This is a genomic window from Dyella kyungheensis (assembly GCF_049913195.1).
In the GTDB taxonomy this organism is placed as follows: domain Bacteria; phylum Pseudomonadota; class Gammaproteobacteria; order Xanthomonadales; family Rhodanobacteraceae; genus Dyella; species Dyella kyungheensis.
Genome location: NZ_CP183983.1, coordinates 1391214 through 1417505, shown reverse-complemented (window position 1 = coordinate 1417505; position 26292 = coordinate 1391214). Strand labels below are relative to the sequence as shown.

18 protein-coding genes are annotated in these 26292 nt (G+C 63.2%); 11 read left to right on the top strand and 7 right to left on the bottom strand.

Annotated features, from left to right (window positions below):
• Positions 1 to 47: 47 nt before the first annotated feature.
• The 4 genes from ACN9MB_RS06075 to acnD form a co-directional block, all read right to left on the bottom strand.
• Entirely contained in the window at positions 48 to 2039 is a 1992-nt protein-coding gene (locus tag ACN9MB_RS06075) for an alpha/beta hydrolase family protein (protein WP_426271120.1), read from the bottom strand.
• 142 nt (positions 2040 to 2181) lie between these two features.
• Positions 2182 to 3372 carry a 2-methylaconitate cis-trans isomerase PrpF gene (gene prpF / locus ACN9MB_RS06070; protein ID WP_426271119.1) on the bottom strand — a complete coding sequence of 397 codons (1191 nt, stop codon included), beginning with the start codon at positions 3370 to 3372 and terminating at the stop codon, positions 2182 to 2184.
• Positions 3362 to 3775 (bottom strand): endonuclease domain-containing protein, encoded by a 414-nt coding sequence (locus ACN9MB_RS06065; RefSeq protein ID WP_426271118.1) that lies wholly within the window; start codon positions 3773 to 3775, stop codon positions 3362 to 3364. Before ACN9MB_RS06065 ends, prpF begins: the two co-directional genes overlap by 11 nt.
• Before the next feature lie 54 nt (positions 3776 to 3829).
• On the bottom strand, positions 3830 to 6424 hold the full coding sequence (gene acnD / locus ACN9MB_RS06060) for a Fe/S-dependent 2-methylisocitrate dehydratase AcnD (protein ID WP_426271117.1): 2595 nt from the start codon (positions 6422 to 6424) through the stop codon (positions 3830 to 3832).
• 229 nt (positions 6425 to 6653) lie between these two features.
• Between acnD and ACN9MB_RS06055 the strand changes: the two genes are divergently transcribed.
• Positions 6654 to 7160, top strand: coding sequence for a DUF4442 domain-containing protein (locus tag ACN9MB_RS06055; RefSeq protein ID WP_426271116.1), 507 nt, complete (start codon positions 6654 to 6656; stop codon positions 7158 to 7160).
• Between the two features lie 42 nt (positions 7161 to 7202).
• Positions 7203 to 7877, top strand: coding sequence for a DUF502 domain-containing protein (locus tag ACN9MB_RS06050; protein ID WP_426271115.1), 675 nt, complete (start codon positions 7203 to 7205; stop codon positions 7875 to 7877).
• A 101-nt stretch (positions 7878 to 7978) separates the two neighbouring features.
• Here ACN9MB_RS06050 and ACN9MB_RS06045 read toward each other — a convergent pair whose 3' ends face one another.
• Together ACN9MB_RS06045 and ACN9MB_RS06040 are read right to left on the bottom strand one after the other, a co-directional pair.
• Entirely contained in the window at positions 7979 to 9592 is a 1614-nt protein-coding gene (locus tag ACN9MB_RS06045; protein WP_426271114.1) for a multicopper oxidase family protein, read from the bottom strand.
• A gap of 76 nt (positions 9593 to 9668) precedes the next feature.
• Positions 9669 to 11375 carry a phospholipase C gene (locus ACN9MB_RS06040; protein ID WP_426271113.1) on the bottom strand — a complete coding sequence of 569 codons (1707 nt, stop codon included), beginning with the start codon at positions 11373 to 11375 and terminating at the stop codon, positions 9669 to 9671.
• A 761-nt stretch (positions 11376 to 12136) separates the two neighbouring features.
• Here ACN9MB_RS06040 and ACN9MB_RS06035 point away from each other — a divergent pair.
• Positions 12137 to 14263, top strand: coding sequence for a M13 family metallopeptidase (locus tag ACN9MB_RS06035; protein ID WP_426271112.1), 2127 nt, complete (start codon positions 12137 to 12139; stop codon positions 14261 to 14263).
• Positions 14264 to 14458: 195 nt separating this feature from the next.
• Here ACN9MB_RS06035 and panE read toward each other — a convergent pair whose 3' ends face one another.
• On the bottom strand, positions 14459 to 15388 hold the full coding sequence (gene panE / locus ACN9MB_RS06030; protein WP_426271111.1) for a 2-dehydropantoate 2-reductase: 930 nt from the start codon (positions 15386 to 15388) through the stop codon (positions 14459 to 14461).
• A gap of 322 nt (positions 15389 to 15710) precedes the next feature.
• Between panE and ACN9MB_RS06025 the strand changes: the two genes are divergently transcribed.
• The 8 genes from ACN9MB_RS06025 to ACN9MB_RS05990 all read left to right on the top strand — a co-directional run bounded on the left by ACN9MB_RS06025 (position 15711) and on the right by ACN9MB_RS05990 (position 26196).
• On the top strand, positions 15711 to 18035 hold the full coding sequence (locus ACN9MB_RS06025; protein WP_426271110.1) for a catecholate siderophore receptor Fiu: 2325 nt from the start codon (positions 15711 to 15713) through the stop codon (positions 18033 to 18035).
• 83 nt (positions 18036 to 18118) lie between these two features.
• A complete protein-coding gene (locus ACN9MB_RS06020; protein WP_426271109.1) occupies positions 18119 to 18796 on the top strand; it encodes a Fe2+-dependent dioxygenase in 678 nt (225 codons plus the stop codon).
• 268 nt (positions 18797 to 19064) lie between these two features.
• Entirely contained in the window at positions 19065 to 19667 is a 603-nt protein-coding gene (locus tag ACN9MB_RS06015; RefSeq protein ID WP_426271108.1) for a GspH/FimT family pseudopilin, read from the top strand.
• Complete coding sequence (pilV, locus tag ACN9MB_RS06010) at positions 19664 to 20197, top strand: type IV pilus modification protein PilV (protein ID WP_426271107.1); 534 nt, start codon at positions 19664 to 19666, stop codon at positions 20195 to 20197. The genes ACN9MB_RS06015 and pilV overlap by 4 nt, the downstream gene beginning before the upstream one ends.
• Before the next feature lie 5 nt (positions 20198 to 20202).
• Positions 20203 to 20949, top strand: a complete 747-nt coding sequence (locus ACN9MB_RS06005; RefSeq protein ID WP_426271106.1) for a PilW family protein — start codon at positions 20203 to 20205, stop codon at positions 20947 to 20949.
• A 44-nt stretch (positions 20950 to 20993) separates the two neighbouring features.
• Positions 20994 to 21566, top strand: a complete 573-nt coding sequence (locus ACN9MB_RS06000; RefSeq protein ID WP_426271105.1) for a pilus assembly PilX family protein — start codon at positions 20994 to 20996, stop codon at positions 21564 to 21566.
• The gene (locus tag ACN9MB_RS05995) at positions 21566 to 25693 is read left to right on the top strand and encodes a PilC/PilY family type IV pilus protein (RefSeq protein WP_426271104.1); all 4128 of its coding nucleotides are present in this window, start codon (positions 21566 to 21568) and stop codon (positions 25691 to 25693) included. Before ACN9MB_RS06000 ends, ACN9MB_RS05995 begins: the two co-directional genes overlap by 1 nt.
• Before the next feature lie 14 nt (positions 25694 to 25707).
• Positions 25708 to 26196 carry a type IV pilin protein gene (locus tag ACN9MB_RS05990; RefSeq protein WP_426271103.1) on the top strand — a complete coding sequence of 163 codons (489 nt, stop codon included), beginning with the start codon at positions 25708 to 25710 and terminating at the stop codon, positions 26194 to 26196.
• The last annotated feature ends 96 nt before the right edge of the window (positions 26197 to 26292 follow it).

Below are 26292 nucleotides of genomic sequence, written 5' to 3'. Positions count from 1 at the left end.
CTTGCACACAAAGCCCATTCCCTCGCGGGAGTGGGCTTTGCGCTTTTTCAGGGCGCGCCGGCCACGGCAGCGTTGCCACCGATGTTGCGATCGAGGAACTGGGTGAGGCGCTCAAACAGTTCCACGTTGTTCTTCTCGTCGTAGAAACCGTGGGCTTCGCCAGCCTTGTACAGCCACTCGTGTGCAACGCCGCGGCTGTCGAGCGCCCGGTGCAGCGACTCGCCCTGCACGGGCGGCACACGCTGGTCCTGCCCGCCCACGACCAGCAGCACGCTGGCCTTGAGCTTGTCCAGCTGGTTGATCGGCGAGTGGGCGGCCAAGACCGCCGGATCGGTGCCCAGCGTGCTGCGCAGGAAGTTCCTGCCGGAGATGCGATCGGAGACGTCGCCGTCGGTGTACATCTTGGCCAGGTCGTAGACGCCCACGTAGCCGACGGCGCAACGATAGAGATCCGGTTCCTTCACCACGCCTTCCAGTGCCGCGTAGCCGCCATAGCTGGCGCCGAAGATGCAGATGTGTCCTGCCGTGGCGATGCGCTGATCGATGGCCCAGTGGGTCGCATCGGTCACGTCGTCCTGCATGGTGCCGCCCCACTGCTGGTAACCGGCGTGTTCGAAGCCCTCGCCGTAGCCGCCTGAACCGCGGAAGTTCACCTGCAACACCGCATAGCCGCGCGTGGCCATCACCTGCACGAGGGGGTCGTACTCCCAGTCGTCGCGGATGCCGAACGGACCGCCGTGCACCATCACCACCAGCGGCACGTGCTTGGCCTCTTCGCGACCCGGCGGCATGCTCAGGTAACCGTGGATGGTCAGGCCATCGCGCGCCTTGAATTCGATCGGCTGCTTGGACGCCATCTGATTGGGCTTGATCCAGTCCGCGCGCTGCAGCAGTTGCTCGGCTTTTTCCGTGGCGGCATCCCACAGGTAGTAGGTGCCCGGATCCATGTCCGAGGAAGCCAGCGCCACCGCCTTGCTGCCGTCCTCCGTGCTGGAAACGATGCGCACGCTTTCGCCTGGCAGCGCCTTGCTGAGTGCGGCGATTGCCTTCATGGTGTCCGAGCCGGGGACGAACGCGGATGCAGAAGGCGTCCCGGGCATGGCGTACATACCAACGACATCACGCCCGTCCAGCGAGAGGATGAGCTGTTCGCCAACGGTCACGTCATTCGTCCATACCGGCGCTTTCATGGTCTTGCTCGCCACGTCCCACGGACACAGCGCGCCGACGGCAGTAGTGCTGGGGCACGACATGTAGACCACGGTGTCATCGCGATTGAAGGTTTCCGGCCACGGCACGTCGCGCGTGGCCGAGCCCTGGAACAGCAACTGCCATGGCTGGCCCTCGCCTTCGCGGTAATACACCACCGGATAAGCGTGGCTATCCGAGCCCATGGCGAAACGGGCCACGCCATGGTTGTCGACCACGAACGAGGCGTTGCGCAGCGGTGCCGTGCCCACCGGCCGCTTGATGCCGCTGTTCACATCCATGATGAAGAGCTGCGTGTACGCACCATCGGCGCCGCTCTCCCACGAATTGGAGGCGATCATCACGTGATTGCGGTCGCCGTTGCGCAAGATGCTCACCAGCTCGCCGGAGGCACGCTCGGATTGCACCTTTTGGGTACGCGTGCTGCCCATGCTGGTGCCCGCGCGGTAACCGAACAACAGGCCTGAGCTTGAGCCATCCCCGTTCACGGCAAAGAGTTCGCCCGTCGCGAACGGCTGATCCCAGCCGCTCACCTGGGTGCCTTCGGTATAGAGCACGCGATGGTCGTTGACCCACCAGAAGTCCACCACCTGATTGCCTTCGCGCGGCTTCAGCATGGTGCCTTTGTGATTGACCAGATCGATCAGGGCGAGCATCGGCTTGCCCTTCACCACCGTGGTGGCGGCGAGGTAATGACCGTCGGCCGAGATCTTGACCTGGCTGTACTGCGCATGGCGCGCCAGGTCTTCGAACGACACCGTGGCGGCAAACAATTGAAACGACAGAAGACAAAGCACGCCGAAGGCGGCGCGCCGGATTCGCTTTTCCATGCAATCTCCCCTGAGGCGCGGCACCCCCGTGCCACCGCCGGACTGCAGTATAGGCATGTCACGGCGCAACCATAAACTCGGCATGCGCCGATTCCGGGGCAATTCAAAGACGCCCCGTCATGTGCGGGGCATCCTGATCAACTCAGAAGGAGCCGCCCGGCACTCGTACCCAGCCTTCCATCAGCACGCGCGCACTGCGGCTCATGATCGCCTTGGTGACGGCCCAGTTGCCGTCCACAAGCACCGCCTCGGCGCCGACGCGCAACGTGCCCGACGGGTGGCCGAAGCGCACCGCCTGACGTTCGCCGCCGCCCGCCGCCAGGTTCACCAGCGTGCCCGGAATCGCCGCGGCAGTGCCGATGGCTACGGCTGCCGTACCCATCATCGCGTGATGCAATTTGCCCATCGACATCGCGCGCACCAGCAAATCGATATCGCCCGCTGCCACCGCCTTGCCGCTCGATGCGACGTAATCAGCCGGCGGGGCAACGAAAGCGACCTTGGGCGTGTGCTGGCGCGTGGCGATTTCATCGAGCGACTTGATCAGGCCCATGCGCAGTGCGCCGTGCGCGCGAATGGTCTCGAACCTGGCTAGCGCTTTTGCATCGCCGTTGATGGCGTCCTGCAGCTCGGTGCCGGTGTAGCCGATCGCGGAAGCCTCGACGAAGATGGTGGGAATGCCGGCGTTGATCATGGTCGCCTTGAGCGTACCGACGCCCGGCACGTCCAGCTCGTCGACCAGCTTGCCGGTCGGGAACATCGCGCCACCGGCGCCCTCTTCCTCGGCCGCCGGATCCATGAATTCCAGCTGCACTTCGGCGGCGGGGAAGGTCACGCCGTCCAGCTCAAAATCGCCGGTTTCCTGCACGGTGCCGTCGGTCATCGGCACATGGGCGATGATGGTCTTGCCGATGTTCGCCTGCCAGATGCGCACGATGGCGATGCCGTCGCGCGGCACACGTGCGGGATCGACCAGCCCGCCCGCAATGGCGAACGGCCCCACCGCTGCCGAGAGGTTGCCGCAGTTGCCGCTCCAGTCGACGAAGGCCTGGTCGATCGAGACCTGGCCGAACAGATAATCCACGTCGTGATCCGCGCGACTGCTCTTGGACACGATCACCGTCTTGCTGGTGCTGGACGTGGCGCCGCCCATGCCGTCGATCTGCTTGCCGTAGGGATCGGGACTGCCGATCACGCGCAACAGCAGCGCATCGCGCGCGGCGCCCGCTTGTTGCGCCGATTCCGGCAAATCGTCCAGCCGGAAGAACACACCCTTGCTGGTGCCGCCGCGCAGGTAGGTGGCGGGTATGCGGATCTGAGGTTTATGACTCATGGAAATCTCGTGTCGTTACATCGTCGCCACTCCCCTCTCCCCTTGCGGGAGAGGGGCTGGGAGAGAGGGGGTCGCTTTTGGCGAGTTCCTTCAAAATCGCCTCAAGCACTTCTTCGATATTCTGCAATATGTCGCTATTCCAGAAGCGCAACACCGTAAAGCCCTGGTTGCGCAACCAGGCATCGCGCACCGCGTCATCCAGGCTATCGTTGTGTTGCCCACCATCGGCCTCGATGACCAACCGGGCACCGAAATGCACGAAATCCACAATATAGAGCCCGATGGGTTGCTGCCGCCGGAACTTTTGATCGCCAAGCCGATGCGCACGCAGATGCCGCCATAGCAGTTGCTCCGCGTCGGTCATGTTCTTGCGCAAGGCTTTGGCGAATTGTCGTTGCTCCATAATCCTGCCCCTCTCCCAACCCTCTCCCGCGAGGGGAGAGGGCTAAAACAGTGCTCAGGCGGCCTGCGATGCTTCGAGGAAGTCCTGCGCGAAGCGCTGCAGCACGCCGCCCGCTTCGTAGATCGATACTTCTTCGGCGGTGTCCAGGCGGCAGGTCACCGGCACTTCGACGCGCTCGCCGTTCTTGCGATGGATCACCAGGGTGAGTTCCGCCCGCGGCGTGCGCTGGCCGACCACGTCGAAGGATTCGCTGCCGTCGATGCCCAGCGTCTTGCGATCCGTGCCGGGCTTGAACTCCAGCGGCAAGACGCCCATGCCGATCAGGTTGGTGCGGTGGATGCGCTCGAAGCCTTCGGCCGCGATCGCTTCCACGCCCGCCAGACGCACGCCCTTCGCGGCCCAGTCTCGCGACGAGCCCTGGCCGTAGTCGGCACCGGCGATGATGATCAGCGGCTGCTTGCGCTGCATATAGGTTTCGATCGCTTCCCACATGCGCATCACCTGGCCTTCCGGCTCCACGCGGGCCAGCGAGCCCTTCTTCACTTCACCGTCGACCACCGCCATTTCATTGACCAGCGTGGGGTTGGCAAAGGTGGCGCGTTGCGCGGTGAGGTGATCGCCGCGGTGGGTCGCGTACGAATTGAAGTCTTCTTCGGGCAGGCCCATCTTGGCGAGGTATTCGCCCGCCGCGCTGTCGAGCATGATCGCGTTGGACGGCGACAGGTGGTCGGTGGTGATGTTGTCGCCGAGCACCGCCAGCGGACGCATGCCGGTGAGCGTGCGCTCGCCCGCCAGGGCGCCTTCCCAATACGGCGGCCGGCGGATGTAGGTGCTCTGCGCGCGCCAGTCGTACAGCGGCGCGGCGCGGGTGCCGGCGCTGCCGCTGCGCGCGAACATCGGCTCGTAGACCTGGCGGAACTGTTCCGGCTTCACGCTGGAGGAAACGATGGCGTCGATCTCGTCGTCCGACGGCCAGATGTCCTTCAGCGTGACCGGCTGGCCGTTCGCATCGATGCCGAGCACGTCCTTCTCGATGTCGAAGCGGATGGTGCCGGCAATGGCATACGCGACCACCAGCGGCGGCGAGGCGAGGAACGCCTGCTTCGCATACGGATGGATACGCCCGTCGAAATTGCGATTGCCGGAAAGCACCGCCGTGGCGTAAAGATCGCGCTCGATGATTTCCTGCTGGATGGTGGGATCGAGCGCGCCGGACATGCCGTTGCAGGTGGTGCAGGCAAACGCCACGATGCCGAAGCCGAGCTTCTCCAGGTCCGGCAGCAGGTTCGCTTCCTTCAGGTACAGCTCCACGGCCTTGGAACCGGGCGCCAGCGAACTCTTCACCCACGGCTTGCGCGTCAGGCCGCGCGCATTCGCGTTGCGCGCCAGCAGGGCGGCGGCAATCACGTTGCGCGGATTGCTGGTGTTGGTGCAGCTGGTGATGGCAGCGATGATCACGGCGCCATCGGGCATCTGGCCTGGCTGTTCGGTCCACTCGCCGGCGATGCCGCGCGCGGCGAGATCGGACGTCGGCAAGCGCTTGTGCGGGTTCGACGGGCCGGCCATGTTGCGCGTCACCGACGACAGATCGAACGTCAGCGTGCGCTCGTACTGCGCAGCGATGAGCGTGTCGGCCCAGAGGCCCGCGACCCTGGCATAGGTTTCCACCAGCTTGACCTGCTCGTCGCTGCGGCCGGTGAGGCGCAGGTAGTCGATGGTCTGGCCGTCGATGAAGAACATCGCGGCGGTGGCACCGTATTCGGGTGCCATGTTCGAGATGGTCGCGCGATCGCCCAGCGTGAGGCTGGCCGCGCCTTCGCCGCGGAATTCGAGATACGCGCCGACCACCTTCTCCTTGCGCAGGAATTCAGTGAGCGCCAGCACGATATCGGTCGCGGTGATGCCGGGTTGACGCTTGCCGGTGAGCTCCACGCCGATGATGTCGGGCAGTCGCATCCATGAGGCGCGGCCGAGCATCACGTTTTCCGCTTCCAGGCCGCCCACGCCGATGGCGATCACGCCGAGCGCATCCACATGCGGCGTGTGGCTGTCGGTGCCCACGCAGGTGTCGGGATAGGCCACGCCATCCTGCGCCTGGATCACCGGCGACATCTTCTCCAGATTGATCTGGTGCATGATGCCGTTGCCCGGCGGTATCACGTCGACGTTCTCGAACGCCTTCTTGGTCCAGTTGATGAAGTGGAAGCGATCTTCATTGCGGCGATCTTCGATCGCGCGGTTCCGGGCAAACGCATTCGGATCGAAACCGCCGCATTCCACCGCCAGCGAGTGATCGACGATCAACTGCACCGGGACCACCGGGTTCACCTTGGCCGGATCGCCACCGCGCTCGGCGATCGCATCGCGCAGGCCGGCCAGGTCCACCAGCGCGGTCTGGCCAAGAATGTCATGGCACACCACGCGCGCCGGGAACCACGGAAAATCGCGCTCGCGCTTGCGCTCGATGAGCTGCTTGAGCGACTCGGTGAGGATGGCCGGATCGCATCGGCGCACCAGATTCTCGGCCAGTACGCGCGAGGTGTACGGCAGCGCATCGTAGGCGCCTGGCTGGATCGCCTCCACGGCGGCACGTGCATCGAAATAGTCCAGCGACGTGCCGGCCAGGGAGGTGCGGTAGGCGGTATTCATGCGGTGAGAACCCTTTGCTGCATTGTTCTGTGGCGTTATCCACACCGGGGCGCCGTCAAGCGTGCGCCGTCAACCGCCCATTCTAACGCAGGCGCCATGGCCGACCCAGGCGCAGCAGCGCACGCTTTCCTGGGCCGTTCCAGCGGCTAGCGCAAGGCTGGCAAACGCAACATACGCATCCGTATGTTTAGGAGGTATCCTAAGCCCCCCCACCTCCGACCCGCCCGATATGCGCGCCTCCACCTTTCGCCGCCTGATGAACCTGTGGCCGCCGTTCCTGTTCAACAGCATCCGCGTTCAATACGTGTCCGAAGACTGGACGGAACTGCGGGTGGTGCTGCGGCTGCGCCCCTGGAACCGCAATTACGTGCGCACCCAGTTCGGCGGCAATTTGTTCGCCATGACCGATCCGTTCTGGATGCTGTTGACCATGCATCGACTCGGCAACGATTACTTCGTGTGGGATAAGGCCGGCGCCATCGACTTCGTCTCGCCCGGACGCGAGGACGTCTACGCGCACTTCAAGCTGGAAACATCCGTGCTCGACGAACTCCGCGCTGCGGCCCTCGGCGGCGACAAGGTGCTGCGCTGGTTCGAGGTGGATGTCACCACGCGCAGCGGCGAGGTGGTAGCCCGCGTGCGCAAGCAGTTGTACGTGCGGCTCAAGCCCAAGGCGCGCACCGAACCCGCCGGGCAGGCCGCGACAGCGGGCATCTCGCCAACGACGCGAAGCTAGTCCCGTGGGAGAATGCCGCGTCCCTTCCCCGGCATCGATTCCATGAAGCGTCTGCGCATCAAGCGTTACCTGTTCACCGGCCTGCTCACGTTCATTCCGCTGTGGGTGACCTGGGTGGTATTCAAGTTCGTACTGAGCATGCTCGCCGGCATTGGCACGCCGCTGGCGTCGGCGTTGCTGGCCACGCTGTCGTCCGGCTCGCCGCTTGCGGGCGTGGTGCTCAACAACGCCTGGATCACCTTCGTGATTGCGCTGCTGCTGACCCTGGGCGTGCTGTACATCCTGGGCGCACTCGCCAATCGCGTGATCGGCCAGCGCCTGATCGACGGCTTCGATGCGCTGCTCGCACGCATCCCACTGGTGCAGACGATCTATGGCGGCACCAAGAAACTGATGGCGGTGCTGCAGCAGAAACCTTCGGGCGTGCAGCGCGTGGTACTGGTCGAGTTCCCGCGCAAGGGCATGAAGGTGGTCGGCTTCGTCACCCGCGTCATGACCGAAGAAGGCACCGGACGGGGAATGGCGGCCGTGTATATCCCCACCACGCCCAACCCGACGGGCGGTTACCTGGAAGTGGTGGCGGTAGACGAACTCACGCCAACCGACTGGACCATGGATCAGGCCATGGCTTTCATCATTTCCGGTGGCGCGGTGGCACCGGATACGTTGCCGGCTTCGCCGGTGGTTTCTCGCGAGCTTGCACGGGACAGCGAATAGATCTCATCGCTGAAACCACGTGTGAGGCTTGTCGCGCCCAAGGGCGCTCCCACAGTCTGCCTTGTATTTGTGGGAGCGCCCTTGGGCGCGACGGGCTGCCCTCAGGCCACCACCTCAAACGGCCGCATCATTTCGTTCGATGCATGCTCCAGCAGGTGGCAATGCCACACATAACGCCCGGTATAGCCCTCGAACGTGATGATGTAGCGCGTCACCATGCCCGGATAGACCTGAGCGGTGTCCTTCCAGCCGGCTTCGTGCGCTGGCGGCGGCTGCGCCGGACCCGTGTAACGCAAGGTCTTCGATTCGAGATATCCGTCCACGTCGAACGGCCGCCGGTCGAGGATCTGGAAGCGCACCAGATGCAGGTGGATCGGATGCGTATCCTCGGTGAGATTCACCAGGCTCCAGATTTCGGTGCTGCCGAGTTTCGGTTTCTCGCTCACCGGCTCGTGCCAATGCTTGCCATCCAGCAGCATCAGCATCGGCGTGGAGACGCAGTCGGCGTACTCGTCGATGGTCAGCACGCGTGTAGTCGTGGCATGCGTCTCAGCGACTCGCGGCACGTCGCGCAATGTGGACGGCACGCGACTCGCGTCAGCGACCTTGCCCGATGCCACCTTGAACTGCATCAACGGCAGCGAGTCGTTCATCAGCTCGATGGCGCTGCCACCCATGGCGGCGAAATCGACGATCAAGTCGGCACGCTCGCCGGGCGCGAGAAACAGGCTGGTTTGTTGAACGGGGGCGGCGAGCAAGCCCTGATCGCTGCCAATCTGCACGAACGGCCGCAGGCCGCGCAGGCTCAAACGGAAAAAGCGCCCATTGGCCGCATTCAATACGCGGAAACGATAGCGTCGCGCCTGCACGTCCAGGCGCGGCATCAGCGCGCCGTTCACCAGCATGGCGTTGCCGAACACTTCCGGCACCCACGGCGCATCGCTAACGCCTGAAGTGGGGTAATGGAGTTGGCCGTGCTCGGTGAGCAGGCGATCGGTCAACACCAGCGGCAGCTCGAAGTCGCCATCGGGCAGACCCAGCGACAACTCGTGTTCGTCGCGCAACAGGTACATGCCGAACAGGCCGGCATAGAGATTCAACCGCTCGATGCCCATGGTGTGATCGTGATACCACAGCGTCGCGGCGTCCTGCCGATTGGGGTAAGCCTGCTTGCGCGACTGGCCGGGTACGAACCAGTCGGTGGGGTAGCCGTCATCCGCAGGAGGAACGCGTGCGCCGTGTACATGCACCACGCCACGCACTTCCGGCTGATCGGGTTCGGCCCCGCAAACGTGATGATCGATGGGCAGGAAGTGTTTGTGCGGAAGCTGGTTGCTCCATTCCACCTGCACCGCTTCGCCGCTGCGCGCCTCGATGGTGGGACCGGGCATGCTGTTGCCATACGTCCACAGACGCGTAGGAGCCAACTCGCGATGCAGCCGCTGCTCGCTCTCGCGCATGGCGATATGCAGCGTTTCGCCGGCTTTCGGACGCAGTACTTGCGGCCGCGGCAAGGGATCGACGAACGGCGTCAGGCGCGTGGGATCGAGCAAGCGCGGCACCGTCGCTTGATCGGCCACGGCGTGCTTGCAAAGGCCGCTGCCCTTGGCGGCGTGTTGCATGGCCATGTGCATGGGCGCGCCAAACACGCGCAACGCCCCCGTTCCGGCGATCAGGCCCATGCCCTGCAGAAAACGTCGGCGCGAGGGATGCAAGGTTCACCACCTCTGTTTGAAAAAAGCGAAACGCCCCGGACCGATGTCCGGGGCGCGCCATCTCATCGCGTCGATCTCAACCGTGCCCGTGCCCGTGCGTCAGACCGGACCACGGCCACGGCTTGGGCTGCTTCACCGGCTGGCCGGTCTGCTCATCCAGTATCAGTCGATGCTGTTCGACGAAAGGCTGGTAGAAGTCGAACATCGGCACCAGCGAACCGGCCACGCCGTCGAACGAACCACCGCCGAGCCGCTCGCTGCGCAGCCAGTTGTCCTCGATGAAGCGCGTCACGGACGACTGGTCGGTCAGCGTGTGATCGACATGGTTGCTGCGCGCCCACGGCGAGATCACCAGCAGCGGCAGGCGCGGACCGAAGCCGCAACGTCCCTGCACCGGCTGGCCCTTGCTGTTGGTGCCCGGCAGCGTGTCGCGTGCCTTGCACATGCCGGCGCCGTCGAGGGCATCGGAGCTGGTGCTCGACGCATTGATACGCGGCGCCGCCTGGTGGTCGTACCAGCCATCGGAGTCGTCATAGGCGATGACCACCGCCGTGTCGCGCCAGTCGGGCTGCTGCTGCAGGAAGTTGATCACGTGCACGATGAACTGCTGCTCGTCCAGCGGATCGGAATAGCCGGCGTGGCCATCCTGGTAACCCGGCGCCTTGAGGAAACTCACTGACGGGAAGTTGCCCGCCTGCACGGCCGCATAGAAATCGTTGATGTCGTACTGGTGATTGCCTGCATCGCCCTGGTGACCGATGGTCTTGATCGAGGTGGGACGCGCATGCGTGGGGTTGGCCGTGCTCGGGTAATACTGGAACGGCTGATGATGCGGGATGTAGTCGCTCTCGTTGGCCTGCGTGACGGCCGAGGTGGTCTTGCGCGCGCAGCCGGTGCTGCCGTTGGCATTGACGTGGGTCAGGTCGAAGCCGCCTTCGAAGAAGCCCCACGTCACGCCCGCCTTGTTGAGCAGGTCGCCCACGTTCTTGCCACCGAACTGCACCTGGTTGCCGGTAGGCGAGGAACACACGTCGCCGATCGGGTCGGCATCGCCGATCAGCGTGAGACCACCCTGCCCGTCAGCCACTTCGTTGCCGGTGCCGTTGAGCGTCTGCGTCACGCCATTGGTCTGACCGGACACCAGGTTGATGGCACCCGGCGTCGATGGACCGAACGTCGTACCGTAGCTGTTGTCGTTCAGGGCGAACCACTGGGCGTAGTTCCACAGGGCGGTGACGGTATTGCCGTCGTAGTAACCCATCACCTGGCCCGTGCCTTCCTCGTCCGGCGTGGCGCCCGGCAACGTTTCGCCGGTACCGGTGTACTTCGGAAACAGATCCATCGCGCCGCCATGGAAGGCCTTCTGTTCCGGACCGTAGGCATGATCCTGATCGGCCGTGGCGGCCTGCGCGCGCGACAGGCGGAACGGATTGATCGCACCGGTGCCGTTGTCGCTGTTGGCCTGATTCGGATTGTGCGTGAGCAGCCTGGCGTCGTAACCGTTCGCGCGCGGCGTGAACGGACGCGCATAGAACGTCGGCTCGCCCTTGCCGTTGGCCGCATACGGATAGGTGCCGAAGTAATGATCGTAGGACACGTTCTCCTGGAAGATCACCACCAGATGCTTGATCGGTGTAGACGTATGGACGTCTCCATGCCCATCGCCACCATGATGCAGGCTAGCCTGGTCGAGTGATTCGGCATAGACGGGAAGTTGAGCGAGGGATACTGCGGAAAAGCTCAGAACGCACGCGGCAATGCATACTGCGAGGTTGTTTCGCATGGAAGTCTCCCTACGGTCGCGGTGATGCGCTTCCCCTCAAGCGCTAATTCTCGCGACGATAGGTTCGCCAGGTGACAGGCGAGTAACAGAAGGCGTCGTATTTTCATGCGATTGTCGCGCTGTGATGTGCGCCGCAGAGCGATAACGAACGCATCTATCCATGCACCCGCAAGCACCCGCCCCTCACCCCAACCCTCTCCCCGGAGGGGAGAGGGAGCCAAGGCGCGCAGCGCTCCGCTTTAAGTCTTCAGCACCGCCATACTCGCGATGTAGCCATACCGTGGATTAGGGAGATCGTGACGATCCGGGCTCCGAATCCTGCAGGCTCGTATACCGCAGTCAGTGTGAGCTTCTGAGGCCAATTCTTTGGGTTACTTTTCTTTTACTCCGGGCATCCTGCCCCCCGCACTTCGGGCCGGCTGCGCCGTTCACTTGCGCTCCTGCGCATGCGTGGGCCCGCAAAGAAAAGTGACTCGAGCGTCCCAAAAAGGGGACTAGCTTTGCGTCGTAGGCGGCACCCTGGCGGGATCACAACAATCGCAGCGCATCGCACCTGGACCCCGGCTTACGCCGGAATGACGTCCAAGCCCCAGGCCGGGCCCCGGTTGCGCCCAAACCCCCTGACCTTTGACACTGTTTGGACCGTGACTTACGGCCTAGCCTCAAAAGTCACGCGTGTGATACGGGCCAAGGCCCAAGACTCGCGCGATCGCAGCCACCATCGGCCGTCCGCTCGGCCAACGAACCACAGAGGGAAATCCATGACCAAACCGTATATGAAGCCCATCGCGCTCGCCGTGAGCCTCGCCCTGTCGCTCAGCGCCTGCGGCAAGCATGAGGATGCCGACAAGGCCCCGGCCGCCAGCAGCACCGCGCCTGCCGCCGCCAGCACCGCTGCCATGGCAGCTGCCGCACCCAAGAGCGTGTTCGACATCGCCGACCTGGACACCAACATCCAGGCCTGCCAGGACTTCAACGGTTTCGTCAACAGCAAGTGGGTGGACGCCAACCCGATCCCGAACGACCGCAGCCGTTGGGGCGCGTTCGACAAGCTGGCCGAGGACAGCCTCAACACCCAGCACCAGATCGTCGACGACGCCTCCAAGGGCGCCGCCAGCGCCCAGGCCGGCTCGATCGAGCAGAAGATCGGCTACCTGTACGCCTCGGGCATGGACGATGCCGCCATCGAAAAGGCCGGCTTCGACCCGATCAAGCCCAAGCTCGACGCCATCGCCGCGCTGAAGTCCGGCAAGGACGTGGCCAACTATCTCACCCAGAACTTCACCACGGGTGACATGCAGGTGTTCCAGTTCGGCTCCGGCGCGGACTTCAAGGACGCCAAGATGCAGATCGGCTTCACCCAGCAGGCTGGCCTGGGCCTGCCGACCAAGGACTACTACACCGACGCGAAGTACAAGGACATCCGCGACGCCTACGTCGACCACATCGTCAAGATGCTGGAACTGACCGGCGTGGCCGAAGCCGACGCGAAGAAGCAGGCCGCCCAGGTGCTGGCGTTCGAAACGCAGCTGGCCGCCGCCTCGCTGGCCCCGGTGGAACTGCGCACCCCGGAGAACCAGTACCACTTCGTGACCCTGAAGGAAGCGGACAAGATCACCCCGCACTTCAACTGGGAAGACTTCTTCAAGGCCCAGGGCGTGACCGTCGACAAGGGCTTCTCGCTGTCGCAGCCGAAGTTCTTCGCCCAGTTCGACAAGATGTTGGCCAGCACGCCGGCCGACCAGTGGCAGGCCTACCTGCGCTTCCACACCATCGACGACGCCTCGCCGCTGCTCAGCAAGGCCTTCCAGGACGCCCGCTTCGACTTCTACGGCAAGACCCTGTCCGGCCAGCCGGAGCAGAAGCCGCGCTGGAAGCGCGTGCTCGGCGGCGTGAACGAGTCGATGGGCGAAGCCCTGGGCCAGCTGTACGTGGCCAAGGTATTCACGCCGGAAGCCAAGCAGCGTGCCGAAGAGCTGGTCACCAACGTGCGCAACGCGCTGAAGGCCCGCATCGAGAACCTCGACTGGATGAGCGCCGAGACGAAGGAAAAGGCCGTCGCCAAGTGGAACACCTTCCTGCCGAAGATCGGTTACCCGGACAAGTGGCGTGACTGGTCGGGCCTGGACATCAAGCAGGGCGACTACTACGGCAACGTGATGGCCGCCGCCAAGTTCAACTACCAGTACGACCTCAACAAGATCGGCAAGCCGACCGACCGCAAGGACTGGGGCATGACGCCGCAGACGGTCAACGCCTATTACAACCCGACCGACAACACCATCAACTTCCCGGCCGCGATCCTGCAGCCCCCGTTCTTCTATGCCAACGGCGACGACGCGATCAACTACGGCGGCATCGGTGCGGTGATCGGCCATGAAGCCAGCCACGGCTTCGACGACGAAGGCAGCCAGTTCGACGGCGAAGGCAACAACGCCAACTGGTGGACCAAGGAAGACAAGGACAAGTTCGAGGCCCGCACCGCCAAGCTCGTCGCGCAGTTCAACGACTACGCGCCGATCAAGGACAAGCCGGATGTGCACGTCAACGGCCAGCTGACCCTGGGCGAGAACATCGCCGACCTGGGCGGCCTGAACGTGGCGTACGACGCCTTGCAGGAAGCTCTGAAGAAGAACCCGCAGGAAGCCGCCGCGAAGATCGACGGTTACACCGAAGACCAGCGCTTCTTCCTGAACTGGGCTCGCGTGTGGCGCGGCAGCGTGCGTGAGAAGGAAGCCCTGCTCCGTCTCAACACCGATCCGCATGCACCGGCCTCGCTGCGCGCGATGGGCGCTCCGTCGAACATGGAAGCCTTCGCTACCGCTTACCAGTGCAAGCCGGGCGACACCATGGTGCGTTCGGGCGAGAAGCAGGTGAAGATCTGGTAAGCCTTCACCGCTGACGCTTCGGCATCGGCAACAAGAAAGGGCGCTGCTTCATGCAGCGCCCTTTTTCTTTTGGACGTCCATTTCAACATCCGAAAGCACTTGTAGGAGCGCACCCTGTGCGCGACGGCCACGGCGATATCGCAGCATGCGGGTGTCGCGCACAGGGTGCGCTCCCACAGGAGCCTCGCCGACGACCTAGCTGCCGCGCGAGCGCCGCACCTCATACGCCTTCAGGTGCGCATACGCGGTACGCAGCATCCCCAGTTCGCCCGCCGACGCACCCGAGCGTTCCAGCAGATCGCCCACCACGTGATCGGCTTCAATCGGACCGCCCTGCTCCAGGTCGCGCATCATCGACGCGCTCAGCGCCGAACCCTTTTCCGTAAGCACGCCACGCGCACGGGCCAGGACAGCCTCGCCGGGCTCATGCCCGTTATGCGCCGCAACGCGGCGGCAATCGTCGAGCAATTGCAGCGTGGCCTGCTCACCACCGGGTGCCGCCACGATATCGCCCACCGGCGCGCGCATCAGGCAGGTGATGCCGGCGAGCGAGGCGAGGAACACCCATTTGTCCCACATGTCCTGCAGGATGGTGGTGCTCAGGCGCGGCTCGAATTTCGCCTTGGACATCGATTCGAGCACGCGTTCGGCGCGCTCCGAACGTGACCCATCGCGCTCGCCGAAGGTCACGCTGTGCGACTGGTTGAGATGGCGCACGTTGCCTTGGGCATCGAGCGTCGCCGCGATCACGCATTGGCCACCGAGCACGCGCGCCACGCCAAAGCGCGCATCCAGCAGATCAAGATGGCGCATGCCGTTGAGCACCGGGAGGATCGCCGTGTGCGGTCCCACCGCGGGCGCCATGTCCTCGATCACCTGTGGCAGGTGATAGGCCTTGCAGCTCAGCAGGATCAGGTCGAACGCCTCGCGCAACTGGCCGGCCTGGACCGTGGGGGGATGCGGCAGCGTGGCATCGCCAAAGCTGCTGCGAATGACCAGGCCGTGCTCGGCCAGTTGGGCGGCGCGCCGCTCGCGCACCAGAAAGCTCACGTCCTGCCCGCTCTCCAGTAGGCGTCCGCCGAAATATCCGCCCGTGGCGCCCGCACCAATCACCAGAATCCGCATCGTTCGACTCTCCTCAGAACAGGCTGGAGAGGGTACGCCAAGCGGCTGCACCCGGCCCTTTCGGTGTTCGGCGACCCGTTCCTCGAGTCTCAGGATCTTGCAACCAATTGCAACTCATTCTCATTACCAATAACATTTACGAAATGTCTGCCGGCGGGTTCTTGCAGGTGAAGGACCACCCGATCGAGCAACAAACGCATCCCCACCCTGGTTTTTTTCAGGATTTATGCCGCAATCGACGCCCGCCGCCGCCACTCGTCGACTGCCCTGGTCAGCCCCGGCTGACCGGTCAACTTGCTGATTTCTCTTAGACGAGTCCCCCATGGCCCATATCACGAGCCGCAAGCACCCCATCACCCGCAACGCCTTGAGCGTCGCCACGGCGACCCTCATGACCGGCCTGGCCATGGCGCAGCCGGCACTGGCCGCCGATGCGCCGGCCGACAGCGCCACCACCAATCCCGCCGCCACGACGAAGAACCTGCCCGGCGTGTCCGTGGAAGCCTCGGCCGTGAGCGACTACAAGATCGACAACCTGCAGTCGTCCAAGTACACCCAGCCGATCCTGGATACCACCCAGACGATCAACGTGATCAGCAAGGACCTGTTCCTGCAGCAGGGCGCCACCACGCTGACCGAAGCGCTGCGCAACAGCCCGGGCGTGGGCACCTTCTACGTCGGCGAGAACGGCACCACCTCCACCGGTGATGCGATCTACATGCGCGGCTTCGATACCTCGGGCAGCATCTTCGTCGACGGCGTGCGCGACCTGGGCACCATTTCGCGCGACGTGTTCAACACCGAGTCGGTGGAAGTGATCAAGGGTCCGGCCAGCACCGACAACGGCCGCACCGCGCCCACCGGCGCCGTGAACATGGTCAGCAAGCAGCCGGAACTGGGCAACGGCGTAAGCGCCTCGCTCTCCTACGGCAGCGCCGACCAGCGCCGCGTCACTGCCGACTGGAACCAGGTGGTGAGCAACACCAGCGCCTTCCGCCTCAACGTAATGGGCCAGGATTTCGGCGTGCCCGGTCGCGACAAGGTGGAGAACAACCGCTGGGGCGTCGCGCCGGAATTCGCCTTCGGCCTGGGCACCGCCACGCGCGTCTACATCGATTACCTGCACATCAAGCAGAACAACGTGCCGGACGGCGGCGTGCCGACCATCGGCCTGCCCGGCTACAGCAGCCCCGATCCGAAGCGTCCGTTCCTGGCCGATGCGCCGGAGGTGGATTCGTCCAACTTCTACGGCACCACGGCCGATCACGACCATGTCACCGCCGACATGTTCACCGTGCGCCTCGAACACGACTTCAACGAGCAGATGGCGTTCCACAACACGCTGCGCTGGGGCCGCACGTTCGAGGACTACCTGCTCACCTCGTTCATGGGCAGTGCCGCCAACCTGCTGACGCCGAACCCGAACGATCCGTCGACCTGGACCATCGCGCGCAGCAACCCGACCTTCAAGCACCAGTCCAACCGCATCCTCACCGACCAGGCCAACCTCACCTGGAACTTCGAGACCGGCGCGATCACGCACAACCTCAGCACCGGCATCGAGCTGACGCAGGAAAAAGCCACCACCATCGGCTACGTCGCGATGAATGGCACGACCTGGCCGGCGGCCAACCTGTACGACCCGAACTGGGATGTGAAGGGCCTGGTCTACGGCCAGAACGGCGCCTATACGGACGGCCAGACGGACACCGCCTCCGCCTACGTGTTCGACACGCTGAAGTTCGGCGAGCACTGGCAGGTGAACGCCGGCACGCGCATGGATCACTACACCACCGATTACTCCAGCACCGTGGCGTGCGGCGCCAGGAACGGCCCGGTCTGCGGCACGCTGCCCACCGGCACCGTCGTGCAGGGTCTCACCACCACCACCGGCGACAACCTGTGGAACTGGAAGCTCGGTGTGCTGTACAAGCCGGTGTCGTACGGCTCGTTCTACGTCAACTACGCCGTGTCGGCCGAACCGCCGGGCGGAAACACGCTTACGCTGTCCAGCTCGACCAACAGCCTGGACAATCCGAACCTCGAGCCGGAACGTGCACGCACCTATGAAATCGGCACCAAGTGGGAGCTGCTCGACCAGCGCATCCTGCTGACTGGCGCGCTCTACCAGACCACGGTGAGCAACGATCTCGTGCAGGATCCGGTCACCCTGCTCTACTACCAGATCGGCAAGAAACGCGTGCAGGGCGTGGAGTTGAGCGCGGTCGGCAAGATCACCGAAAACTGGGCCGTCAGCGCCGGCTTCACCACCATGAATGCCAGCGTGTTGAGCGGCAGCGCGGTGGCGCAGGACGGTTCCTCCGACCTCGCCTATACGCCGAAGAAGGCCTTCACCAGCTGGACCAGCTACCAGCTGCCGTTCGGCCTGACCATCGGCGGCGGCGCCCGCTACAACGGCGAGATGCTGCGCGGCACCGATGGCGCCATCGGCACGCCGGCGTACACCGAGGCGTACTGGGTGTTCGATGCGATGGCCTCGTACCCGGTCAGCAAGAACTTCGACCTGCGCCTCAACGTGTACAACCTGTTCGACAAGGACTATGTCGCGGCGATCAACAAGAGCGGCTACCGTTACACCCCAGGTACCCCGCGCTCGGCGATGATCACGGCGAACGTCCGATTCTGATGAAGCATTGCTGATCGAGCGCAACGTCGCCGTTCCGATGGCAGTCGGCACGGCGACGCCACACTCCCACGTCGAGGCACGACATGCTGCTGCATATTCCGGACATCCTCGACCCGACCCAGTTGCGTGCCATCCGGCAGGCACTCGATCAGGCCACGTGGACCGACGGGCGCGAGACCGTCGGTCCCCAAGGCGCCAAGGTCAAACGCAACCTGCAGCTGCCCGATGCCTCACCGCTGCGCGCCGAACTGGGCCGCATCGTGCTCGATGCGCTGGCCAAGCATCCGCTCTACCACGCCGCCACGCTGCCGCTGCGCACGCTGGCACCGCGCTTCAACCGCTATGAAGGCGGCGGACAATACGGCTTCCATGTCGACGGCGCCGTGATGTCCATGCCGCATGGCGAACAGCTGCGCAGCGACATCTCCTGCACGCTGTTCCTCGCCGAACCGGAGGAATACGACGGCGGCGAACTGATCATCAGCGACACCTACGGCGAGCACGACGTGAAGCTACCCGCCGGCGACGCCATCATCTATCCCTCCAGCAGCCTGCACCGCGTAGCTCCGGTAACGCGCGGTGCACGCATCGCCTCGTTCTTCTGGGTGCAAAGCCTGGTCCGCGACGACAGCAAGCGCCGCCTGCTGTTCGAACTGGACGCCTCCATCCAGACGCTCACGCAAACGCAGGCCGATCCGCAGGCTCTGCTGCAGTTGACCGGTGTGTATCACAACCTGCTCAGGCAGTGGGCTGAGAGCTGAGCAGGCGCCGATGCCTGTCGTCGCAAGAACTTTCGATTCATTCTTTGAACTCAATCACTTAGCGGCGATGGAAGGCGTCAAATAGCCGACGAGCGGCCGTTTGATTGAGATAGCTCCTACTTCAGAATATTCATGCGCCTACCGTTCGCCGGGATGTCTGCAGGTGATGAACCTGCACAGACCTGCTTGCGAGGCCAAGGGGAAGTAAGGGGCGCTGGGTATCACCCGGCGAAACATCATCAGTACGACACGCCCAACGGGGGACACGATGCGAACGCATCGCGAGCCGGCTGCCGGATACACACTCGTCGAGTTGGCGGTAGTGATCGCCATCATCGCGATCTTTCTTGCCTATGCCATTCCGTCCTATAAGGCGGTCCTGGTGCAAAACCGGATCGGCACCGAGATCAACGACATCAACACGGATATCGAGCTGGCGCGGTCTGCAGCCATCAAGCAAGGCGTGCCCGTGGTGATCTGCCCGTCCACCAACGTGACCAATGCCGCGCCGTCCTGCAGTGGCGCTTCCAACTGGGAAACCGGCTGGATCGTCTTTACCGACATCGCCAACGACCAGACCTTTGCCACGGCATCGGGCGACGCGTTGATTCGCGTGCATGCGCCCCTGCAGGCCAAGGACACCATGTCGGGCACGGTCGGCTCGCTCGCGGGAGGGCCGTTCGGTGGCTCGCTGTCGTTGCTTGAATTCAACCGCATGGGCGGTGCCACCATCGGCAGCGCTTCGAAGTTCGGCGCGCTTAGCGTGCACGATGCGTCGAACACGCTGGCCTGGCGTCGCTGCGTCGTGGTTTCGAACGTGGGAGCAACCACACTCAATTCGCAAACACTCAATGCCGGGGTATGCCCATGAGCCGCTCGTCTCGTCTGCACGTGCAAGGTTTCAGCCTGCTTGAGGTGCTGATTGCGGTCGTCGTCATTTCGCTTGGAGCGCTGGGTATCGCTGCCATGCAGGCTACGGCCATTTCCAGCACGCACTCCTCAGAGCAAGAGTCGCTGATTGCGCTGGAAGCACGCAGCGTTTCTGACGCCATGATCGCCAATCCGGGTTATTGGGCAAACGGCCTTGCGCCCGCCAGCCTGGCCGTTGCCAGCTCGACTTCGTTGAGCGACAGCACCCTGCAGAGCTACACCACCGATTGTTCCGCCACGGTCTGCGACGCTCCTCACCTGGCCGCCTACGACATCAAGCGATGGGCGGCGGACCTGGCGGGGCAAGTACCCGGCGCGCAAGGAACCATTGCCTGTGTGGCGGGTGCACCGGTGATCTGCACCGTGCAAATCGCCTATAAGCCCAACGCCAATATCGCGGTCAACGGCGGCACGCAGAGTGCACCCGCAAGCTCGTCGACCGTGACCTATTCGCTTACCAACCAGCTGTGATCGCCATGCATAAGCCCGATAACCAACGCGGCATGAGCCTGATTTCGCTGATGGTGGCGCTTGCCATTGGCATCTTTCTTTTGGCCGGCCTTTTTCAGGTCTGGTACCAGACCCGCCTGACCTTCAGCTCGCAAGGACAACTGGCGCAGCTCGAGGACAACCAGCGCATGGCGCTGACCATGATGGCCAATACGGTGCAGACCGGCGGCTTCTATCCGGTCTATCTAAACTATCCGGCATCTGCCACCCCGACATACACCCCAGCCTTGTTTACTGCTGCCGGAAACATGGTTTCGGCGCAGTACTTGTACGGCACGCACGACAGCACGACCAAGGCCGACACGCTGACGGTACGCTTTATCGCGGACAAGACCAGTGCGGACAGCACGACACTCGACTGCCAGGGGCAAAGCGAACCCACGGGTACCCTGGTCACCAATACGTACAAGATCGACACCACCAAGAACAATGTCCTGGCGTGCTCCACGGACGGCGGCAACAACTACCTGCCGATCATTCAGGGCAGCCTGAACTCGATGGTCATCACCTATGGCGTGGATACGTTGGGTGATGGCACTGCACTTCAATACCTGACCGCCGACAACGTGCAGGCGCTCAGCGTGTGGGGTCGCGTGCTTTCCGTAAAGATCGCGCTGACCTTCAACAATCCGTTGTTTGGACAACCAGGCAATGCCGGGCAAAGCGCCACGCTGCCAACCATCACCCGCGTCATTGCCATCACCCATTCCTGATTCCAACTCGTCGCGGTCCTGCGGGACAACGCAAAGGCATGCCTATGAAACCGGCAACCACACAACGATACGGCCGTGAAGGCGGCTACATCCTGATCGCCGCGATGGTGATGCTGCTCGTGCTGACCTTTCTAGGTATCAGCATGTATCGCAGCTTCACATCACAGGAAAGCATGGCCGCAAACTCGAAAGAGAAGGCGCGTGCTTTTCAGGTAGCGCAGAGCACTTTGCAGTATGGCGAATTTTTGCTGGCAAACAGCCAGCCTTCTCTTCTACAGGGCGGTACTTGCGCCACCACGACACCGTTGAGCGCTGCCACGATCTGCCAGAACTCCGTGAACATTGTTCCCGGTACGTCGACCGTGCCGATGAAGCTCGGCAACGGCCTGACCTACACCACCATGGCTCAGCAGCTGACGATCAACCCTGCTGGCGGCGCGGGCACTTACTACGCCAATCCGCAGATGTATATCCAATACCTGGGCATTTCACCTGACGGCACCGGCCTGCTCTACATGGTCACGGCGCTTGCCTATGGTGGCAATTCCAGCGCCGTGGCCGTCGTGCAGAGCACATTCGAAACGTCCAGCGGCATCAAGAATCTCGGGGGACTCTAATGAAAGCGATTCCAAGCAAGGGAACTCAGTTCACCTTGATCGCTGGCCTGACCGTGGCCGCGGCACTCCTCTTCGGCACGGCCGCGCAGGCACAAACGTCAAATGTCATCCAGGACACGTTTACGGGTACCACGGCGCAGTTGCAGTGGAAGGCCCTCAATGGCGCGTGCCTGACGGCGGGCAATGGCCAGGCCGCAGCCAATGGTGGCCTTATTCCTTCCTGCGCCGGGCTCGTAAGCTCGGGCGCATATTACAACGGCACCAACGAGACGATGGTCGGCCTGGGCACCAGCAACGCCGATAGCGTGGGCAACGGCGCGCTCCGACTCACCAACAGCTTCAACGAGAACGGGGCAATCATCGACACCCAGTCTTATCCGTCAAACCAGGGCATCCAGGTAACTTTCACCACCTACACCTATGGCGGCAACGCGGGCGGTACGGCTAAAGATGGCGCTGACGGTATCGGCTTCTATCTGCTGGGCGCGACCTCGGTAAACAATATCGCGAACACTTTGAACAACACAGCCGCCGCGCCCAGTCTCGGTGCATTCGGCGGCAGCCTGGGCTACAGCTGTTCCAACACCAACAGCCCGTACGATGGCATGACCGGCGCGTACATGGGCCTGGGCATCGACGAGTTCGGCAATTTTCTCAATGCGCCGGACAATACGGGCACGGGCTCGCAGGCCTCCAGCAGCAATGGCGGCGATGGCAAGCAGTATCAGCCTGGCCGTATCGGCCTTCGTGCCTACGGCAATGTGAATCTGACTGCGCTGCAATCGGTCAATGCCAATGCGACGAAGTCCGACGTCCAGGCCACGTGCAAGAACGGCGGCACCTACAACTGGTCGACCACGGATACGGCGCATTACAACCTGAGCTACACCTATCCGAACAACAGCGGCACGACGCCTCTCAAGACGACCCAGATATCGACAGCGACGACGTACGTGTGGACAAAAGCAACGTACTCAAGCAACGGCAACACCAAAACGGCCTCGGACCCGACGAGCGTCTGTCCTGGAAGCGCCGCCGTCGCTAACCCCGCCACGTCGACTGGCGGTCTCAAAGCAGGCTCGGGCTCAACTTCTACGTATACCGGCAATCTCTATCAGCTGGCTGCGCCAAGCCCGCAGACGCCCCAGGTCAGCCCGCAAACACAGGTCAACAATAACTACACAACGACCAACAGGTCCGGCAATAGGAATTACACCTGTACCGGCACGCAGACCGTCGTCACTACTACCACCACGCAGGAAACCGACTATACGTTCACCCAGCAAGGCGCCACGAATACCACGCCGTCCACCAGCAATGACAACGGCTATGCGGGAACGGGGCAGATGTATGGTCTGGTGAACGGCGTCTACTACCCGATCAGCTTCAGCTTCGCCAATGTCATCATTCAGCACAGCCAGTCCTTCCCGGACTACGCGGCCATTCCCAATGCGTTTGTAAACCTTCCCTCTGGCAGCCCCATCGCCAACGAGAACGCCAAGTCGCGCAGTGCGGCAACACCGATCTCTTATAAACTGCAGATCACCCAGGCCGGCCTGCTGAGTCTCTGGTACAGCTACAACCAGGGTACCTATACGCCCGTGTTGACTGGGCAAAGCATCACCCAGGGCAATGCGCCGATTCCCTCGTCGTTCCTGTTCGGTTTCGGCGGCTCGACCGGCGGCAGCAGCAATGTGCACGAGATCACCTGCTTCCAGGTGACGCCGGCCGAGACTTCCGCCAGTTCGGCAGGACTGAACGTGCAGTCGGGTGAGGTGCGAACCGGTACCCAGGTCTATCTGGCCTCTTACCACATCAATAACTGGTGGGGTCAGCTCACGGCGCAGAACCTCGTCACCAACGGTGGTGTGATCAGCATCAGTCCTACCGCAAACTGGGACGCATCTTGTGTGCTCACCGGCGGCGCTTGTTCGTCAACCGGCGGCAACAACACCGTGCAAGACCCCAGCAAGCGTGTTCTGCTCACCTATCAGGACAGCGTCGCCAATGCCAGCACGGTCGGCGGCATCCAGCTGGCCTGGGCCAACCTGAGCTCGACGGCTCAGGGCTGGTTGAACGGTGATGGCAACGGCCAGAACCGCCTCAGCTATCTGATGGGCGATCGCTCGAACGAGATCCCGACCAGCGGCTACGCATCGCCGACCATCTTCCGCGATCGCAACAGCGTGTTGGGCGACATCATCGATTCCAGTCCCACCTGGGTGGGGCCGCCTTCGGCACCGTACGCCGATACCTGGGGAGACAAACTCAATTCGTCGGCAACCATGGCGGAAAACGCGACCTCGGCTGTCAAATACTCTGCTTTCGTCGCTGCCAAGGCCACGCGCGTGAACGTGGTCTACGACGGCGCCAACGACGGCTTCCTGCACGGTTTCCGCACCGGCTCCTACGACAGCAACGGCAACTATCAAGACAACGCCACGACGCCCAACGATGGCCTTGAATTGCTGGCTTACATGCCACAGGCCATCTTGCAGACCATCTACAACCAGAACAATTCCGCCGTCGATTATTCCTCGGCCAAGTATTCGCACAGCTATTTCGTCGATGCGACGCCTGGCACCGGCGACCTGTTCTACAACGGTGACTGGCACACCTGGCTGGTGAGCGGCTTGGGTACGGGCGGCAGTGCCATCTTCGCGCTCGACATCACCGACCCGGCAAGTTTCACCGCGGCCAATGCCTCAAGCGTCGTCAAGGGCGAGTGGAGCGGCGCGACGTTGTCCTGCGTCGGCAACTCCAACTGCGGCAACGACCTTGGCCAGACCACGGGTACTCCGCAGATCCGGCGCCTGCACAACGGTGAATGGGGCATCATCTTCGGCAACGGCCTCAACAGCAGCGGGGGCGACGCCGGTATCTTCGTGATGACCATCAGCAGTTCCGGCGCGTTGGACAAGGTCTATTTCCTGGACACGGGCGTAGGCGCGGCGGCCAATCCAAACGGCATCGCCTATGTCACTCCGGTGGACCTAGATGGCGATCACATCACCGACTACGTCTACGCCGGCGACGTCTACGGAAACGTATGGCGATTCGACCTGACCAGCAGCACCGCAACCAACTGGGCGGCGTCCAACTACGGTCAGAGCACGGCGACGCCGCTGTTCACGACACCCACCACGACGGTGGTCACGACCAAGTCGACCGGTAAGGTGACGACCACGATCGCGCCGACTGCTCTAATCAGCCAGCCGGCGACTGCCAACACCGCCAGCCTGCCGAACGGAGTAAGCACGGACAGCTCGGGTAACACCACCCTGATTACCAATCAGCCGATAACGACCCAACTGACGGCGATCGCTGTCTCGACGACGTCGACGGGCCAGCCGCGCATCATGATCGAATTCGGCACTGGCTTGACGGTCCCGCAAACGTCGACCTCCGACGTGAAGTACGCACCGGGCCAGCAAGCGCTCTACGGCATCTGGGACTGGTACGTCGGAGTCGCCGGCACGGCCAATGCCCAATATGGCGGCCTTTCCACCGCGCCGAGTCAGATCACCTTGAGCACGTTGCAGTCGCAAGCGGTGACGGGCACCTTCAGCGCGGCGCAGTCGGGTATCGGTCAAGGCGCTCGTACGGTCAGCAACAACGCCATCTGCTTCGTAGGCACGAGCTGCCAGACCATCGATTCGAAGGGCAATATCTCGGTCGCGGCCGGCACCATGATGGGCTGGTATATGAACCTGCCAGGCTTCAACGGCGTCACCGCGGTGGGCGGCAACAACCAGACCGAGCAGGTCATCTACAGCCCGCTCGAAACGGACGGCGCGTTCATCGTGAACACCACGGTGCCGGCCAACAACTCCGCGCTCACCTGCACGGCGCAAAGCGCGCTGGGTTGGACGATGGCGCTCAACCCCGCGACGGGCGGAGCGTTCCAGAATTCGTTCTTCTCCGATGGCGGTGGCAATTTCGTGACCGTCGGCGGATCGCCCATCAGCGGCATTGCATTGAACGGCACCGGCAGCCCATCGGTAGTGACGGCCAATGGCCTTCCCTATCTCGTGACCCAGAACGTGCAGGGTGTGGGTGCCGTCAATCGGATATTGCCGCCGGGCTCCAAGTTCAATAAGCGCCTGACGTGGCTGCAAGTCCACTAACAGGGGAGCGGAACATGTCCAACACATTTGAACCGATGACAGAAGCGATGAAGCACCAAACTTCCTTTGCCGTTGCCCGACCGGAGTCAGTCTCCGGTCGTGGCAAGCGTGGCTTCACCCTGATCGAATTGATGATCGTGGTAGCCGTGATCGCCATCCTGGGGGCCATCGCCATGCCGCAGTACATGCGCGAGGTTCGCAAGTCCCGCCGGACGGCGGCCAAGACCACGCTGCTGGATGTGGCGAGCCGTCAAGAGAAGTACTACGCCACGCAGAACAAATACGGCAGCTTGACCGACCTGGGCTACACCGGCGCAACCATCCAGGCGCCAAGCGCAAACCAGGATTACTACAACGTCACCCTCACCCTGGGCACGCCGACCAACGGCTTTACCGCCACGGCGGCAGCACAGGGCGACCAGCAGAAAGATACGTGTGGGGATTACTCCATCACCAACCTTGGCGTGCAGACGACTACTGGAACGGACACCAATTGCTGGTAATTCGTGACGGCATCTTCACGCCAAAACATCGCAGCCAATGCGTAGAAAAAAGGGTCCCCTCGGGGACCCTTTTTTCTTAGGCATGGTCATCTCGAG

Bases quoted from the DNA above. Each gene is read 5' to 3' on its own strand.
- ACN9MB_RS06075 (WP_426271120.1), bottom strand. From the start codon at position 2,039: ATGGAAAAGCGAATCCGGCGCGCCGCCTTCGGCGTGCTTTGTCTTCTG.
- ACN9MB_RS06025 (WP_426271110.1), top strand. From the start codon at position 15,711: ATGGCCCATATCACGAGCCGCAAGCACCCCATCACCCGCAACGCCTTG.
- ACN9MB_RS06055 (WP_426271116.1), top strand. From the start codon at position 6,654: ATGCGCGCCTCCACCTTTCGCCGCCTGATGAACCTGTGGCCGCCGTTC.
- ACN9MB_RS06020 (WP_426271109.1), top strand. From the start codon at position 18,119: ATGCTGCTGCATATTCCGGACATCCTCGACCCGACCCAGTTGCGTGCC.
- acnD (WP_426271117.1), bottom strand. From the start codon at position 6,424: ATGAATACCGCCTACCGCACCTCCCTGGCCGGCACGTCGCTGGACTAT.
- ACN9MB_RS06040 (WP_426271113.1), bottom strand. From the start codon at position 11,375: ATGCGAAACAACCTCGCAGTATGCATTGCCGCGTGCGTTCTGAGCTTT.
- ACN9MB_RS06035 (WP_426271112.1), top strand. From the start codon at position 12,137: ATGACCAAACCGTATATGAAGCCCATCGCGCTCGCCGTGAGCCTCGCC.
- ACN9MB_RS05995 (WP_426271104.1), top strand. From the start codon at position 21,566: ATGAAAGCGATTCCAAGCAAGGGAACTCAGTTCACCTTGATCGCTGGC.
- panE (WP_426271111.1), bottom strand. From the start codon at position 15,388: ATGCGGATTCTGGTGATTGGTGCGGGCGCCACGGGCGGATATTTCGGC.
- ACN9MB_RS06015 (WP_426271108.1), top strand. From the start codon at position 19,065: ATGCGAACGCATCGCGAGCCGGCTGCCGGATACACACTCGTCGAGTTG.
- ACN9MB_RS06050 (WP_426271115.1), top strand. From the start codon at position 7,203: ATGAAGCGTCTGCGCATCAAGCGTTACCTGTTCACCGGCCTGCTCACG.
- ACN9MB_RS05990 (WP_426271103.1), top strand. From the start codon at position 25,708: ATGTCCAACACATTTGAACCGATGACAGAAGCGATGAAGCACCAAACT.
- ACN9MB_RS06065 (WP_426271118.1), bottom strand. From the start codon at position 3,775: ATGGAGCAACGACAATTCGCCAAAGCCTTGCGCAAGAACATGACCGAC.
- ACN9MB_RS06005 (WP_426271106.1), top strand. From the start codon at position 20,203: ATGCATAAGCCCGATAACCAACGCGGCATGAGCCTGATTTCGCTGATG.
- ACN9MB_RS06000 (WP_426271105.1), top strand. From the start codon at position 20,994: ATGAAACCGGCAACCACACAACGATACGGCCGTGAAGGCGGCTACATC.
- pilV (WP_426271107.1), top strand. From the start codon at position 19,664: ATGAGCCGCTCGTCTCGTCTGCACGTGCAAGGTTTCAGCCTGCTTGAG.
- prpF (WP_426271119.1), bottom strand. From the start codon at position 3,372: ATGAGTCATAAACCTCAGATCCGCATACCCGCCACCTACCTGCGCGGC.